Raw genomic sequence first — 17,219 nt, 5'->3', positions numbered from 1 at the left:
GATTTTGACTATTGGACGATTTAACGCTTTTGTTAGTCTACTAAGTCACCAAGTCTTAGTTCGTTGGGTAAGATGAACTTGATTCTAATCATTAGCATCAACTCATTGACTTGGAGATCCCATGAAAAATAGTCTTATTAACAATATAAAGTTTCTACTCATACTCATTTTGTTGTCTAGCGGTTTTAGTGTTTGCCACGCACAAAGAACCAATGATGACGCCGCAATTAAAGAAGTAAATCTGTTCCTTAATCAGTACATAAATCACTTTAATCAGTTATTAAACAATCCCAATGATCTTAGCGCATTACAAGCATCAGCTGAGAATATCAGCTATCCAGCCGTGTTGATCAACGCTAAAGGTAATAAACTAATTGCGACTAAACCCAGTATTGTTAAAGAGGGAAACCTTGGATTCTTAAACTATTTATCTAAACGAGGAATCACTCAAATCAATTGGCAAGTCGTAGAAATTAAACCGCTCGGCAAAAATGTCTACATTGCGAGTAACATCGCTAATTTGCTTAATAAAAGCGGTGAGAAAATCTCCCAAACCAGCGGTACTTATTTACTGCATAGGCAAGAGAGTCGCTGGAAAATGTTCTCGCGAATACAACATCCACTTGAAGATCGTATCCTTCTAGCTTCAGCGTCACAGCAATAACTGAGGAATCATATTATGAATTATATCTATAGAATATTATTTTTGATTATTATCGAGGCTGTTGGATCGAGTAATTTGCTGGCCAATAATAGTTTTCCTGACGCAGCGACCAAGGACAAAGCGATTCTGGTCACCGGAGCGAGTAGTGGTATAGGACGAAATATCACTGAGACTTTAGCTTCGCAAGGATACTTAGTCTTTGCCGGGGCAAGAAAAGACCAAGATATTGTTGCTTTAAATCAAATAAAAAATGTGACTGCGCTTAAATTAGATGTAACTTCGCAAAATGATATTGATAGCGCTGTTGCTATCGTTGAGCAGTCAGGGTATGGACTTTATGGACTAGTAAATAACGCGGGAGTCGCTCTTTTTGAGCCACTGATAGAGGTAGCAGAAAAAGACCTCGCTTTTCAAATGGATGTGAATTTATATGGGCCTTATCGGATGACTAAAGCCTTTGCTCCGCTATTAATTAAAACACAGGGAAAAGTAATCAATATTAGCTCTGTCGCTGGAATCGCGACCGGCTCAATGTTTGGCCCATATAGCATGAGCAAGTTCGGGTTGGAGGCCTATAGCGAAGCACTAGCTCCGGAGATGGCCAAATTTAATGTTTCCGTTAGTTTGATTGAGCCGGGTAACTACAATTCTAAGGTCATGAGCAACTTAAAGAAGCGTCACGCAAAGATTGAGCAAAAGGCGAAAGGCTCTCTATTCAAGGCTGAATACAAGAAAATAAGTAAATTTATACAGCCTGACAGGAGTCACCATAAGGCGCCCGATGAAGTATCAAGTGCCGTGCTGCTAGTTTTAGAAAGCGAAAAACCATTATTACGCTATATGGTCGTGCCCAATAAACGTGAAGCCGTTTACCCGATTAAAAAGACCATCGCTAAACTTGTAGAATTAAACCATTCGCAAGCTTATCGATTTGAGCGTGAACAGCTGATCCAATGGCTAGATGCAGAGTTATCTAAATTGGAAAGTTCGAAAGGCCCTTCGTTAACATCAAAGGTAACGGTTAGTCATCAAACTGCCCAACAAAAAGCGCAGTAATTAGGGCACTACTTCCAGTCAAACAATAACTTTCGAGCATTGAGGTCAATTTATGAATCAAAAGTCGACATCGCTACTACTCAAAACGATCGAGCAAATGTCACAAATTAAGCCTAACGAGTTAAATGCGGCAATTGCGTCTTTTGTAATGGTATTTATTTTAATGGCCTCATACTTCATCTTACGTCCTGTAAGAGATGCTATGGCCAGCGATTGGACTGATACTGAAGTCAGCATTTTGTGGAATTTACAGTTTTTTATTAGTGCCGCGGTTGTCTCAGTGTATGGTTTCGCGATTTCAAGAATTCGCTTTAAATTTATAGTTCCAGTTGTTTATAGTTTTTTTGCCGCAAGTTTTGTTGCGTTTTACTTTATAGTTCCTCAATTAACCGATCCAGTCATTGCTGAAAAATCTTTTTACGTTTGGATAAGTGCATTTAGCTTGTTTCATTTATCTGTATTTTGGAGCTTTATGGCTGACATTTTTTCGTCCAACCAAAGCAAGCGACTTTTTTCGGTTGTTGGTGCTGGGGCGAGTTTGGGTGCAATTGCTGGACCGGCAATTCCAGCTTTGTTCAGCGAACAGTTGGGCCAAGAAAACCTTATGCTAATTGCAGCAGCCTGTTTGATTTGTGTGGTTCCTATTTCACTTTATATCTATCGTTTGAAAATAACGGAGTTACATAATCAAGATATCAAAGCTGACTTGTCTGCAGTCGCACTTGGCGGCGCTTGGTGGACTGGCTTTCGTTTAGTCGTTTCTAGTCCTAAGTTATTGGGTATTAGTGCGTTTATCTTACTTTATGTATTTATTGGCTCATTTGTTTATTTTGAGCAGAAGAATTTACTGGAAGAATACACAAGAGCTGAACGAACCCAAATCTTAGGAAGTATTGATTGGATTATTAATACTTTAACATTTTTAATGGCATTTTTTGTTACTGGCAGAATCGTAAAAAGTTTAGGCATGGCCTTTTCCTTAGCAATGGTGCCCGTATTGTTAGTTTTTGGAATGCTGATTTTAGCGTTTGCTCCACTCGTTATCGTAGTATTAGGAATTCAAATTGTTAGACGGGCTGGTACCTATTCGGTGACTCGACCTGCACGAGAAATGCTGTTTACTCATGTGACCAAGGAAGAACGCTTTAAAGCTAAACCTGTGATCGATATCGTCGTTTATCGAGGTGGAGACGCCGCCAGCGGATCATTGTTCGCGCTACTTACCGAGGGTATCGGATTAGGTTTAATAGCAGTATCTTTAGTCGGTGCAGGAATCGCCACAATTTGGTCAGTTGTTGCGACCTATCTAGGTCGTGGATATCAGCGAGAAGAAGAACTGGAGTCAAATAAAAGTCAATCGATAGAAAGCGTCGCACGAAAAGAGTCAAGGTTCAGCCAAGCGGGTGGGACTAGGCTCAAGTCACTTGCTCGTTAGACAGTTAACCTATCAAACCTGTCGAAAATTACTCCAACGATTAAACACAATTTCCAGTCCATTGTCGGACTCGAGTGTATCCTCCCTCAAGGAAATAAAAGATCGACCCCCAAACATCTTCAGCTCTGTCCCGGGCCACCATTATTCCAAAAGCCTAAGTTGAAAAATTTGGGCTTTTTTATGCCTTTAGTGCCTTTCCGCTAGTCTTCTTAAACTTTATGTTTAGCGTGATTTTTTTTGTTGTGAGCAAATTATAGAGGCCTCTCAGATTAGAGAGGCCATTAATCGTCAATTAAATTATAAGTGAATAATAGGATCTGGATTACCGTCAGGATCATTACTTGCGTTACCACTAGAACGCGGATTTCCATTGGTCATCATAATTACCGCACAGGCATGAGGTGCAGCCATTGAGGTGCCAGAAATAGTATTCGTACCACCATTTTTCCAAAGTGAAAAAATACTAACCCCTGGAGCGGCATAATCTACGGGCGGATTACCATAGTTAGACCACGATGCCATGACATCATTCGAGTTAACCGCAGATATAGTCCAAACCCTGTTTCCATTTGCTCGAGCAGGAGAATGGTTATTCGCATTATCACCGTCATTGCCAGCGGCCAAAACAAAAAATGCGCCAGAAGCATTTGAAGCCGCTACAACCGCGTCATCTAAAGCCTGGCTCACACCACCACCCAAACTCATATTAGCGCAATCGCCAGGGCTGGCATTTGCCGCTACATGGTCAACTCCAGCGATAACACCAGAAGTCGATCCAGAACCTCTACGGTCAAGAACGCGAACCGGTACTATTGTAGTATTCGGTGCAACGCCTAAAGCGCCAATACTATTATCTAGTGCACCAATAGTTCCAGCGACGTGAGTACCATGTCCATTTTGATCATCCATACCGCCTTGATTGATTGAGGTAAATCCGCGACTAGCGTCAACATTTAAATCAGGATGATCCAGATCTACGCCCGAATCAATTACCCAAGCTGTTCGACCACTTCCATCAATTGGGCCTCCGACTCTAGCAGTTCCATAAGACGCTTGTTGAGCACCTCCACCGCTTCCCGGCTTGCCTTTACTAACCGATACAATACTATCCGGTGTAAATGACATAACTTCGTTGTCTTTTCCAAATGCTTTCTCTGCAGCATGACATGGCAAATTAATGGTAAAGCCCTTTATTGAGTGTTTATAAACATGTTTTAACGAGCTTTTTGCGCGCTTGGCAAACCCATTTGCTAAACCCGTGACTTGGCTTTTATCTAAAGAGTCTTTAAGTTGAACAATGCATCGATTTTGAATATTTAGTAAATCCGAATTAACATTAAAAGTAGCCTCTGGCTGATCTTTTGCTGAAACTGTACCAGATAAAGCAATTCCAACCGCAGTAGCAATTATAGTTTTTCTTATTTTCATTGATAACTCCTGTTTTATTTTGTTAATCAATTTAGATGCCTTTATTAAATTGCAAAAAAGACAATCTAAAGACTAGCACTCAAAAACAAAAATCTGATAGTAGGTACCCGACCAAAACTAGTTCAAAAGCGACATTTAGGCATTTAATCTCAAAAAATAGGAAGTCAATGTTGAGCTCGCTTTGTCTAAAGCAAGGCATTATTTTTGAATCGGATTTAGCCTAGTATGAGGTATGTTGTTGCACAAAACTAAACAGTAGTCGCACGCCAAACCGCCACGCAACTGGAGGAAATTCAGTGGATTATCAAATAGCGCTTAACTCTTTTAACTTATCGTATTTTCCGCCAAGAACACATCCATACAGAAATTAAAATTAAACTACTCCCTATAATAAAGGGTATCCAGTCAATTCCTCTTTCCCATATAAGTAAATTAACTAACAGTCCTGCTGGTAACAACGCATTGTTCATAGTAGCTAGCTGGCCAGCATTGACTTTTTTAGCGCCATAGTTCCAAAGAAAATAACCTAAGCCCGATGCTACAACACCTAACCAAATTAATACGCTTACTTGAGTTAAGTTTTGCGGAGTCTTATTCCAGTCTGCAAACAAGAAGGCGGCGATTAATGCAATAATACTCGCCCCCAAAAAGAAAAAGAAAAAGTGCTGAAGCTGCTGCTTTCTGGAGCCAAGTTGAGTGCGCTTATAAACAACCTGACCAAAAGCGAAACATAAATTAGCGCTTTGCACTAATACAAATCCGGTAATAAAGTTAGAGTCGATTCCTTTGTAGCGAATAACAGCAGCGCCAATAACCGAAATAATGGCGGGAATTAACCAGCGACTGCCAGGCGACTTTTTAGCGAAAAGAGCATCTAGCAGGGTTACATATATTGGCGTAAAAATGGTAAACAAAAGCACTTCTGCAACACTTAAATAAAGAAAACTGTGATAAAAGCATAGGTACATTACACCAATCTGAACAGCACCAATGGCAACAAGTTTTAGACTTGAGATAAGTGATAAAGCGTTTAACCGAAGAAACGGAAGAAATACAATTAGCGCGAGCAACATGCGTATTGCAACTGCAATATATCCATCAACATGACCCGCTAAATAAACACCAATAAAAGAGAAACTAAATGCCCAAATAAAGGTTACCACAATTAAATAATGCAATTTTATGCCTTAAATTTATTTTACTTGATTTCTGCCCGCCTCTTTTGCGAGGTAAAGGTTTGCATCTGCTGCTTTAAAAGCAGCATTTAATTGATCTTCAGTGAGTGCATTTGCTACCCCAAAGCTTGCAGTTACTTTAAGCTTGATGGCATCACATACATAGTCAAAAGACTCAACTTTTTCTCTTAACTTTTCTGCCAACTTATGTCCCATGGCTAGATCAGTTTGTGGAAATAAAATAATAAACTCTTCTCCACCAGTTCGAGCAACGACATCTGAATTTCTTGAATTACTATTTAGTACATCGGCAAACTGCTTTAAAATTTGATCTCCCGCATGGTGGCCATGTTGATCATTTATTGATTTAAAATGATCTATATCTACCGCTATCACCGTTAATGGAAAATAGGAACTGGGATCCGCATACGCATTTTTAAAAAACACAGAATCTAAAAATCGTCTATTAGGCAGTTTGGTTAAAGGGTCGGTATTAGCTTGCCTGTCTTTAGTCACATTAATAGTTTCCATTTCACGATGACTTTGCGCTCTAAAATATTCACCCACTAACATTAAAAAGACAGTGGCGACAAATGAGGATAAAAACCGACTAGATTCAGCTGCTGAATATTCTGCGGGTATTAAGTGCTGGTTAGCTAATAAAAATGCAACGATGCCAAACAGTAAGGCATTACCAATAACTCCAACCTGATAACCTAATAAAACAAACAATACAAAAGGAAACGGGAAAACCCAATAAAGTCCGGTATTTTTATAGCCCCCACTATAGACCAAACCCAATATCATAAACACGACCATCACGCCGCAAACATAGGTGAAAATTGCTTTTTGCTTAAAAAAGTGCGATGTAATGACATTAGCAAAAATAATACTAAACCCACTAAATAGCACTGTTTTTAATAATTCTCTATCACTATTAATATGTTGCATAGCAAATAATAAAATTATAAAGCCGCCAATATAGCTGATAAAATAAAATACGAAATTGCGCCTTTTCTCTTCTACGTCACCAGACACATTGCGCTCAAAAATTTTACTTAGCCATTCTGGCTGGTGCATATCTATTCCCCACGGTTTTCGATTTGTTATCGATCATTTTAGTAAAAATTTTAGATAACTTCTCTATTTCCTAAAAGCTAACATCTAACACCAGAGATAAACTTTGCTGCGCAATATCATTCCAATCATTTGTTTTCTTAATGTCAGTGTCATCATAGTTAAGGCTAAACTGATAACGCTTTATAGAATAGCTTAAGCCTGCTTTCCACCATACATAGTCTGCATCACTTAAACGCGAACGATACATATCCGCATATCCAAGTTGATAGTTCCAACTCCAAGCATTATTGAGTTTAAATGATTGGCTAAACGCAAGTTTTGCATTTTTACCTTGATCAAAAGTTTGACGGTCATCGGCATAAGTGAAGTAAATTGATGTATTATTGTAATTAACACCCGTATAAACTTCCCAAAAATAGCTATCTTCTGCTGGTAATGAAATATTAATGTTGTTTAGTAAGCCAACATCCCACTGAAACTTACCCAAATCAAATAATTTTCCACCGCCAAAGTCGAACTCATAACCTCGGCTGTCACCATAGCGTAAGTTCGACGCAAAAGCGTTTAGGTAAAACTCTCCGTGATTAAGCGTCCCACCCCATTGAATTGCCGAGCCATTTTTGGTTTGAGAGACGCCGTCTGATCGGTAGTCTGTCATTAAGCTTAACTTTTGCTCAACCCCAAAGCTAGTCAAGGGTCCACTAATAAAAGTGATACTTAACAAAGCTTTTAATAACTTATTTTGCATAATCTTTCCTTTGGCTCAAATCATTCGACGGATTTGTCGAAATGAAGTTTTCTATAAATTTTCTGCTTCTTCAATTATTTGCATTGCAGTTTTCCCGTCTAGTGCGATCTTTAGCTGTCTTTCAGCTTCTTCTTTCGCATCGGCACCGGCTTTAATTAATAACTTTAAATCCATGTGCTCTAACGTTATGCGCACTAAGGCCTTTTTAAATCGCTTGTTATCCTCTTCAGAAAGCTCTTTTTCCATCGCTTTTATAGAAGCCTTGAACGCTTCGTCACTACTCGTGTCGACACTAGGTGCGCCGCAGCTCGCCAAAAACAAACAAAAGGTTGTAATGCATAATAGTCGGTACATTAGAATTTCTCTTTTTAGATTAATTAAGCTGCGAATATAGACTATTTTGCAAACTAATAAAGTGATTTATAACAAATCCCCTTTATTTTATTAAAGAAAACTCAAATACATCCTTAACCTCTAGCAAGTTCTTAGAGGCGAGCAATTGCTTAAATGTATAATCATCGAGTAGCCGAGATGTAGAGATAATTCCTACTGCCGAAAAACTCTCTCGTTTATTTTTTTCGTCACTGCTTGCTTGCACCTTTAGGCTGTATAAAGCATGTTCTGTTAACATAAGTATGTCTTGAGCATTAGGTATTGCCTGGGAAACTCCGGCATAGGGAAGCAAAGAGTAAGCAATCATAGGCTTTTTTTGAGGCGAGACTAAAGCAAACACTTGCTGATAGATAGATGCAATTGCCTCAATAACTGTGTTGACATTAACACGCTTTTCTACATTAAATAATAGCGCAAATCGATGCTGATCCCAACGAACTAGTGCGGTGTTATTGGGTAGCTCTACTTCTAACTGCCGTGAAAATTGGACCACTGCATCATTTAACTCCGCTTCGGTCAGTTTATCTGCATTCAAATCTACGATTAGAAATACAAGCTTGTTTTCAAAGTGCGAAGGTTTTATACCTGATTTTCTAATCCAATCTAAATTAAAGTGTAGTAAATCGCAGATAAATTTTTGCGTTGGCACGCCGGTTTGCGGATCCACATTGGCACTTTCAGACAGCAAGCTAACCTGTTTTTGAAGCAGTTGATTACTTTTTTGATAGAGTTCTGTCTTTTGCTCAACATTGGCACTCACATGCTCTTGAAAAAGTTCGTGTTCGGCTAATCGTTTCGCTTGTTTTCTTATAAGCATAAAAATAAACAGGCAAAAACTAAGCCCGTAAACTAAAAATGCCCACCAGCTCAACCATGGTGCGGGTAAAACATTAACACGTAAATTAATTGCAGCTTGACTCCAAATCCCATCATTATTGCTTCCTTTTACTTTTAACAAGTAGCTTCCTGCAGGCAAATTGGTGAAAGTGGCACGGTTAAAGTGACCGCCGTCAATCCACTCAGAGTCAAACCCCTCAAGTTTATATTGATATCTATTTTTATTCGGTTGTGCAAAGTCGAGAGCGGCGAACTCAAAAGAAATTAAATAGTCATTATGGCTAAAGGTAATTTCAGATAATTCTTGTAGCGGCTCATCAAAAAGTAGTTTTTTATTTTCGCTACTGATCTTAGTAAGTACGACATTAGGAACGTGAGGATTAGATACAATATCCTCGGGGTCAAACGCACTGACACCGTTTGTGCCACCGAAGAAAAGTCGATTCGAACTAGTTCGTAACATTGCGCCTTGGTTTAGTTCGTTATAGTGTATTTCATCTGCTAAATTGTAGTGTTCAATTTTATCTGTTTCGGGATCGAGTTTGTTCAGGCCACGTGTTGTACTAACCCAAATATAGCCTGAACTATCTTCTAGCACGCCATATACAGTACTGCTATTTAAGCCATTATCAATAGTATAGTGTTGAAATTCATTGATGCCTTTTCGGCGGTTTTGTGGTTCCCAACGATTCAGTCCGTTACCTAGCGTTCCAATCCAAAATCGGCCTTTGGAGTCTTGGGTAATTGAAATGACATTATTGCCAGACAAAGACTTTGAATTTTTTTCACTATAAGTAAAGTCTTCAAACTGCGTGCTTCCTCGGTCAAACCTAGAAATACCGCCGCCATCACTTGAGACCCAAAGATACCCATCATCATCTTCCATCACATGAAATAAGTTATCATTAGCTATTGAGTTTTTGACATTGGTTTTTCTTGAAAAAGCTTTAAACGTATTTGTTTCGCTATAATACTTATGCAAGCCACCGTTATAGGTTGTTATCCAAATATCGCCACGGCTGTCCTGCATAATATTTGTTATTCCATTGTCACTTAAACCATTATTAGAGTTAGGTTCATGCTTATATTTTATGCTTTCACCTGAATTAAGATTTATTTTTTCAATCCCCGATGAAATAGTCCCAATCCATAAGTTAGCATCGCTATCCACCAGCGAGCTCGTTATTCGTTGTGATGAAAGCTGCTTGCCATAAAAATGCTCAAACGGAGCCACTTGCTGAGTAATAGGGTTTAGCACATTCATTCCGCCTCCAAAAGTTCCAATGAAAATATTTCCATCAATACTTTCCGAAAGGGAATAAACCATATTATTCGACAAACTTAAATTGTCTTCGCTAACGTGTCGATAGTGAATAAAGTTTGCTGCCAGAGGGTTCCATTGATTTAAACCTGACAGTGTACCAAACCACATCATGCCGCCGCGGTCTTCAAAAATTGCCAAGACTCTATTATGGCTTAGGCCAGTTGGCTGCGATGGCTTATGTTGAATTCTTGTAAAATCATCAGTTTCTGGTTGGTAAATTGCAAGGCCTTCATCGGTTGCGATCCACAAAATACCTCGAGAGTCTTCGTAAATTTGATAAACTCTATTGTGGTTCAAGCTATTGGGCTGATCACTTTGTTGATAAGTTTTAAATGTTTTTGAAAGCTCTTCAAAACGGCTCAGTCCACCACCACGGGTGGCAACCCAAATTTTTCCTTTTCTATCTTCATAAATATTTCTAACCGGACTATTTAATAGCGCTAAATCTGAACTCGAGCGAGTTGAGCCCCCAACCATTGCGCCGCCTTCAACGATAGTAACTCCATCACTATCGCTACCAAGCCATAATCTACCGCGAGAATCTTTAAAAATCGCACGAATATCGGCATTGAATAAATGTTGAAACGCCTTGTATTGAACAAATTTCGGTTTTTTGGTTTTAGCTTCTGGCTCTAAATAAAAAACGCCGCTGCCATCGGTTCCAACCCATAATATACCATCAGTATCGAGATATATTTCATTTAAGCGAGTCACTGTTTCTCCGTTGGAATTAACTAAAGCGACTCTTTCAAAAGACTCACTTTCTGGTTTATATCGATTAAGACCGCCGCTAGTCGCTATCCATAAATCTCCGTTTTTGTCTTCACCGATATCTCTAATTACGTCATGAGAAATGCTGCCAATATCAGTTAAGCTATGCCGAAAAATTCTGATTTCTCTGCCATCATAGCGGTTTAAACCTTCTTGGGTTCCAAACCACATAAAGCCGAGTTTATCTTGAAATATTGTTTGCACTGTTTTTTGAGAAAGCCGAGTTTCATTTGAAATATGTTTAAAGCTCGTATTTTCTAAATTCTTGGCTTCTCCGCATGAGAGATAAGATAGGAAAAGTAAATAGAGGATTTTTTTTATCATTATATTTTCACTAGTACTTTTGTTCACATAATAAAAAGCCGTGATAAATCACGGCTTAGCTGATAATTATATTATTGCAGATTATTCTTGGTTAACCCAAATATTTACTTCTAGCAAGCTATCGTTCCAGGGACTGGTGTCATTCCAAGGGCTCGTATCGTTCCAGGGACTCGTATCATTCCAAGGGCTTGTATCACTCCATGTACTGGTATCATTCCAAGGGCTAGTATCGTTCCAAGGGCTAGTATCATTCCAAGGGCTAGTATCATTCCAAGGGCTCGTATCGTTCCATGGGCTAGTATCGTTCCATGGACTCGTATCATTCCAAGGGCTCGTATCATTCCAAGGGCTGGTCGCGCTCCAACTATACCCTGAGCTAGCATCAAATGTTCCATTCCATGTGTAATCGGGGTAATTTCGCATATAAAACTCCCCAGCTTCATTTAACATAGAATGACCTGCAAAATGCTGGGTATTATTGAGATCCGCATCAATGTTTAAATTCACATTAGCACAGCCGCTAGCTTGGCTTGCTAGTGCAGCGACCGCGTCAACTGCGCCATGACCTTGCTGAAAGGGTGTATAGGCCCAAGACCCGTCTTCTTTTCTAGCAGGTTGCGCTGATGCCATTAAACGACACTTTACTTCATCGGGTGTTAGCCCAGGTTGTTGGCTTAACATTAGAGCGACTACGCCAGCAACAACACCTGAAGATTGGGAAGTTCCAGACATAGTGAAGTATTTACCGCCGTCATGAAACTCTGGATGCTCCGCAGCCAACTTCATTTTAGACTCCATAAGCCCCATTAAGTGACCGCCTGGTGCGACTAAATCTGGCTTAATAAAACGTTCAAATGTTGGCCCACTAGCCGAGAAAGTCGCTAAGCGATCGTCACTATAGTCATTTGGAGTATAGTTATCTGTCGTAGCGCCAACGGTAATAATATACGGAACATTACCAGGAACACCGATGTTCATTGGTGACACACCGCGATTACCGGCAGAAGTAACTACCACAACCCCAGACTTCCAGGCTTGCATAACCGCTTGGTTAATCGGGTCATCCCAATAATAAGATTTAACAGCGCTGCTGAACGATAAATTTAAAACCCGGATGTTATAAGTTTCACGATAATAAATGGTCCACTGAATTGCTCTAATTACATCAGAATAGCTACTACTACCATCATCTTTAAAGGCTTTAAGGCTAATGAGTCTTGCATTAGGTGCGATTCCATAATAATCACCATTTAAATCACGTTCACTATTTAAAATAACGCTCGATACATGGGTACCATGCCCATTATTCTCATCATCATTCACAGAGGTGCGATTCGTCATGGCATTATAAGTGCCATAAACACGATGGCGACCGTAAGCATCTTGACGGATCCCGCTCATACTCTTTACACCAGTGTCTAAAACCGCAATGGTTACACCATCACCCAATACCCCTTGCTGATGTAATTGATTCGCTTTAGTCATCCTGGTTGCAGAAGCCGGTGTATAACCAATTCTCTGACCTACTGCCCAACCAGCCGTTTCTACCCGATAGTTTGGCGTTACTTTCACGCCAGCTTCAGCAAGGTTGCTTGCTTGCGTAGAAGTTAAATTAACTAATTTGGCATTAATAAACGCAAAATCTTCGAGCGTTTGCGATGAATCAATATACTTTGATAATTGAGAAAGGTTACCGTGAACAATATAGGAACGCTTAGTTTCTTGTATATCGAACGAGAAGTTGCCCGCTACAGAAGAGAATAAAAAAGCAGCAATAGCAATCATGCCTGCAATTAATGCAATAAATTTTTTTAAATTTGATTGCTCATTCGTAAAGAAAGCTTTTGTTTGGGTAAATCGCATTAAATCCTCTCTCGCGAATTTGTAACACTTGACCGACTAAATATCATTCTATGAGATATTAACCCAAGTCACACGCCTTTTAAGGCTTTTGGTTAAAATTACGCTAAATTAGTGTCTTTTTATTACTTATTTTACTAAAACAACAATTTTAAAGCTGTTAACACTATTAAAATTTTAGAATAGCCTGTTAGGACAATGACTAAAATTTAAAATTGAAGCTTGGTTTGCTGTAATTAACCGCTCGGCTACTAACTAGCGATACGATTAACAACAATCACCTCAACCTTAATATAATTGTAATATGTCTGAATAATAACTAATCAACTTGCAATAAAAAACCTTAACTGACTGATATTTAGAAGTTTTTAAATATGTAACGCGTAATTGTCGCTGCAGTGAAAATTTTTGTCGGATTACGACTATTTTTTTCTGCGCATAAAATGGTAAAAATGACCCTGACAGATAAGTACGGCATTTTGAGTGACTTACGCCATGTGACGTTAGCGTTTAAAGCTAACGATATTGTTGAGCCAACGGTCGCCACTCAGTCGCTTGAAAGCGACAGCCAGTCAAATAATTACTAAAACAAACAAGGTACATTTTTAACAATAATAACAACGTACAAATCCATGCTTGGACTCTCAGCCACCTATATGGTGGCTTTTTTCTGCAACAATGAAAAGTTAAATACTGTTTATAATTAACTCTATCCAAACCTAAGCAAAAAATAGTAACCTAACTCCTTGTAAAAAGAGATTGAAAACAAGAATTATCAGCAATTACCGAGTTGAGCATACAACAGTGATTAAACAACGCTAAATATTACGGAAATTAAAATAAAGCAATGCAGCCTTATAAATTAACCCCTCTTGACATCGCCTTAAGTGCCGTAACAGTCGTTTTAGGAATTGTTTATACAGGGTTGTTCGCTTCGACGGCATCACTTGTTGTCTTTCATCAGGCGTTCGCAGACATCTTGTTCCTCGCTTTTATTCTAATTGCGATAGTTTTAAAGCTAAAACAGTCCGACTCCTTAGTTGATCCTATTTATTGGTATTTATTAGGTGGCGCTTTTTTTAGCTGGTTTGTTGTATCTATTATTAAACTTGGAGTTTGGAGCGAACTAAGTCACAACGCTCGCATACTGATTACCAACATTGGTTATTTTCTTTATTTTTCGCTATCTATCGCTGCGATTGAGATAAAAAACTACCACAAAGCGGTTCAACTTCTCTCATTCCAAAGCCTCATCGTTTGGTTAAGTACCTTATTATTTGCATTGGGAATGTTCGTTGTGCTTATTTTAGCCGCGACAACCAACCTAGGTATTCAGCATGAACTGTTTAGTCAATCGTTTATCTACTATATTTTTATGGATCTCTATTTAGCTGCTCGATGGTTGCATCTTGCTATTAGTAGTAAGAACAATAATAGTAACTGGGAAAGCTACTTATACTTAGGCATAGGTACCTTCTTATGGGGAATCGCCGATTGCATAGAGGGATTACAGTTTGCTCACTTCATTCAGTTAGAGTCCGGCAGTTTTACCGATTGGGTGTGGTATCTACCTTATCTATTTATTTTTATTGGTGTTCAAAAAGAAATTCCTTCGCAGCGTTTATTTAAAGACGACTGGGACATTAACCGTATACACCTTTTTAATAGCCCACTATTCTTCGCCATACTCAGTCTATTATTGTTGCGTATTCTCACAGAAGAAGACGCAACATTTGCTCCTTTAAGTTTGACTCAACTCGAAATGTTTTATAGTTGGATTGGGCTACTATGCATTTTATCGTTGGTGCATTTAAGTGAACTACTAAAGCAACTCAAAAGCCGACAACGAGAGCTGCAAGACGCCGAGTTCAATTCTGAACTCATGCTTAAGCAAACCAAACAGCAAGCGCGTGATTTGCTAGCCCAAGCATCAGCTAATAAAGCCATACTAGACACAACCCAAAACGCTATTCTAACTTTAACCAGTGAAGGTGAAATTCTTTCATGCAACCCAGCGTGTGAGCGTCTGTTAGCCATTTCAAATGACAAATTACTTAATTCCAACATAACCCAATACCTTGCACCAGAAGAGGAATTAAACCGCTACTTTAGCTACCAAAGCTATCGCCAAAAACTGGTTCAGCAAAATCAAGGAATAGAGCTAGAAACTCAAATATTATCGCAAGATAACCACCAAATAGCGGTTCATGTCACTTTATCGCGAGACAATTCCCCCACGGCAGACGGACTACTCGTTTTATCAATGGTTGACATCAGTGAGCAAAAGCTTGCAGAGCAAACCGCACACCAACTTAAAGATCAGTTTACCGCCAATATATCCCATGAGTTTAGAACACCATTAACTATCATCAATGGTGTACTCGATAAGCTTTTAGCCGATCCCGCCTATTTAAAAGACAATGATCGTTTAAAATCAGCAAAGCGCAATAGTTTACGCATGATAAGAATGGTCGAGCAGCTTTTAGACTTGTCACAAATCGCAAGCGAAGCTTTGCCTATGTCAGTTTTAGATTTACAAAACACAGCAAAGTTTATTTGCTCGTCATTTACTGAAATTGCACAAGCGAATGGCATCGAATATCAGTGCCATTTAGATCAGCCCATAATCGTTAATGGCAATCAAAAAGCCTTTGAAAAAATACTATTTAATCTACTCTCTAATGCATTTAAGTATACTCGTGAGGGTAAAATTAGCGTTACTTTAAATTGCTCGGATAAACAATATAGCTTAATAGTAAAAGATTCTGGCATTGGCATTCCGGAAAATAAACTAGAAGACATTTTTAAACGCTTTCACCGAGAAGAAAATCAATTTGTTCAGTCAGTACAAGGCGTTGGTATTGGGCTATCTTTAGTTAAAGAACTTTGCGATGCAATGGACTGGAAGCTTAGCGTAAGTTCACAAGTTAATTACGGCAGTGAATTTAAACTCATTTTAAGGCAAGCAAACGAACAACCAATACCAATTGAAAAGGACAATTCCCACCAGGCTAATAATCAGCTTAGCGACTCACAATTAGACATTAAAAATAATAACCTAAAAGGGACACCGTCAAGCAACAACAAATTATTTTCTGACTTAGAACTCGGTTATCAATTGGTTGACTCTCGCTCATCCAATGTGACGCCTACCAAAAAATCGAAGTATTCAGTTTTAATCGTTGAAGATAATCTCGACATGCAAGCTCATATCAAGGAGATCCTAGCACCTCACCACCAATGCTTACTGGCAGATAATGGTGAAGAAGGACTAAAGGTAGCGTTTGACTACCTACCAGACATTATAATTTCAGATGTAATGATGCCTAAAATGGATGGATTTCAGTTACTCAAATCAATTAAAAGTCGAGAGTTAACAACTCACATTCCGGTTATTTTATTAACCGCTAGAAATGACGCTCAAAGTAAGATTACAGGATTAGAATCAGAAGCTGATGACTATATTAGTAAGCCATTCCAAGCCGAAGAGCTGCGCTTACGCATTAAAAACCAGCTTAACTCTCGGTTAAAGCTTCAAAAGAAGCTCAGTCAACAATGGCAAACTACCGGTATTAGTGAAGAGCCTGTGGTTATAGAAGATAAATTTTTATCAAAACTAGATGGAATTTTTCAAGAAAATTATCAAGATAGTGACTTTTCAATGCAAAGCCTCGCGCTCAAATTAGCCATGAGTGAACGTCAAGTTCAACGAAAAATAAAATCAGTTCTTGGGGTCAGCCCGTTAGAAGCGCTTAAAAAGTTTCGTTTAAAAAAGGCTAAAGCCAGTATTGAAAATGGCGAACAAATTGGTGCAGTTTCGCAAACTTGCGGTTTTTCTTCGCAGTCGTATTTTGGTCGCTGCTTTAAAGAAGAATTTGGTATGCCACCTAAAAAATTTCAACAGTCATTGCAATAAGCCTAAGCGTTGCAATCGGCTACCTTGTCATTCTTAATTAAAAATAATTATCGTGTCAGTGTAAAAAAAAGCGACTAAAAGTCGCTCAACTGATAAAAAATGTCGTAAAAGCGCTATTTTTCAATGCCCTTATTTCACAATAATAGAGCCGTCGTTGTCAGTTTGGGGCCAATAATAAAATAATTCCCTAAGCTAGGATCTTTTCTAA

At 38.9% G+C, this 17,219-nt stretch carries 12 protein-coding genes; 5 read left to right on the top strand and 7 right to left on the bottom strand.

Features of this window, described 5'->3' with window-relative positions:
* Positions 1–121: 121 nt before the first annotated feature.
* The 3 genes from ACUR5C_RS01405 to ACUR5C_RS01395 are packed head-to-tail and all read left to right on the top strand — an operon-like array spanning position 122 to position 3,155.
* On the top strand, positions 122–664 hold the full coding sequence (locus ACUR5C_RS01405) for a DUF6841 family protein (RefSeq protein ID WP_454466534.1): 543 nt from the start codon (positions 122–124) through the stop codon (positions 662–664).
* A 15-nt stretch (positions 665–679) separates the two neighbouring features.
* Positions 680–1,720 (top strand): SDR family oxidoreductase, encoded by a 1,041-nt coding sequence (locus tag ACUR5C_RS01400; protein WP_454466533.1) that lies wholly within the window; start codon positions 680–682, stop codon positions 1,718–1,720.
* 52 nt (positions 1,721–1,772) lie between these two features.
* A complete protein-coding gene (locus ACUR5C_RS01395; protein ID WP_454466532.1) occupies positions 1,773–3,155 on the top strand; it encodes an NTP/NDP exchange transporter in 1,383 nt (460 codons plus the stop codon).
* A gap of 297 nt (positions 3,156–3,452) precedes the next feature.
* Here the strand turns inward: ACUR5C_RS01395 and ACUR5C_RS01390 are convergent, their stop codons facing one another.
* From ACUR5C_RS01390 to ACUR5C_RS01360, 7 genes are all read right to left on the bottom strand, one after another.
* Complete coding sequence (locus ACUR5C_RS01390; RefSeq protein WP_454466531.1) at positions 3,453–4,583, bottom strand: S8 family peptidase; 1,131 nt, start codon at positions 4,581–4,583, stop codon at positions 3,453–3,455.
* A gap of 329 nt (positions 4,584–4,912) precedes the next feature.
* On the bottom strand, positions 4,913–5,761 hold the full coding sequence (locus ACUR5C_RS01385) for an EamA family transporter (protein WP_454466530.1): 849 nt from the start codon (positions 5,759–5,761) through the stop codon (positions 4,913–4,915).
* Between the two features lie 15 nt (positions 5,762–5,776).
* Positions 5,777–6,838, bottom strand: a complete 1,062-nt coding sequence (locus ACUR5C_RS01380; RefSeq protein ID WP_454466529.1) for a GGDEF domain-containing protein — start codon at positions 6,836–6,838, stop codon at positions 5,777–5,779.
* Positions 6,839–6,908: 70 nt separating this feature from the next.
* Positions 6,909–7,586 carry a TorF family putative porin gene (locus tag ACUR5C_RS01375; protein ID WP_454466527.1) on the bottom strand — a complete coding sequence of 226 codons (678 nt, stop codon included), beginning with the start codon at positions 7,584–7,586 and terminating at the stop codon, positions 6,909–6,911.
* 51 nt (positions 7,587–7,637) lie between these two features.
* Entirely contained in the window at positions 7,638–7,940 is a 303-nt protein-coding gene (locus ACUR5C_RS01370; protein ID WP_454466526.1) for a DUF6694 family lipoprotein, read from the bottom strand.
* An 82-nt stretch (positions 7,941–8,022) separates the two neighbouring features.
* Positions 8,023–11,235, bottom strand: coding sequence for a ligand-binding sensor domain-containing protein (locus ACUR5C_RS01365; protein WP_454466525.1), 3,213 nt, complete (start codon positions 11,233–11,235; stop codon positions 8,023–8,025).
* Positions 11,236–11,316: 81 nt separating this feature from the next.
* Complete coding sequence (locus ACUR5C_RS01360) at positions 11,317–13,098, bottom strand: S8 family peptidase (protein WP_454466524.1); 1,782 nt, start codon at positions 13,096–13,098, stop codon at positions 11,317–11,319.
* A 395-nt stretch (positions 13,099–13,493) separates the two neighbouring features.
* On the opposite strand from ACUR5C_RS01360, the gene ACUR5C_RS01355 reads away from it, so the two are divergent.
* The gene (locus tag ACUR5C_RS01355; RefSeq protein ID WP_454466523.1) at positions 13,494–13,682 is read left to right on the top strand and encodes a hypothetical protein; all 189 of its coding nucleotides are present in this window, start codon (positions 13,494–13,496) and stop codon (positions 13,680–13,682) included.
* A 260-nt stretch (positions 13,683–13,942) separates the two neighbouring features.
* Entirely contained in the window at positions 13,943–17,011 is a 3,069-nt protein-coding gene (locus tag ACUR5C_RS01350; protein WP_454466522.1) for a response regulator, read from the top strand.
* Positions 17,012–17,219 lie beyond the last annotated feature (208 nt).

Source organism: Aliikangiella aequoris (genome assembly GCF_053709105.1).
This window is presented reverse-complemented; position numbering and strand designations above follow the sequence as displayed.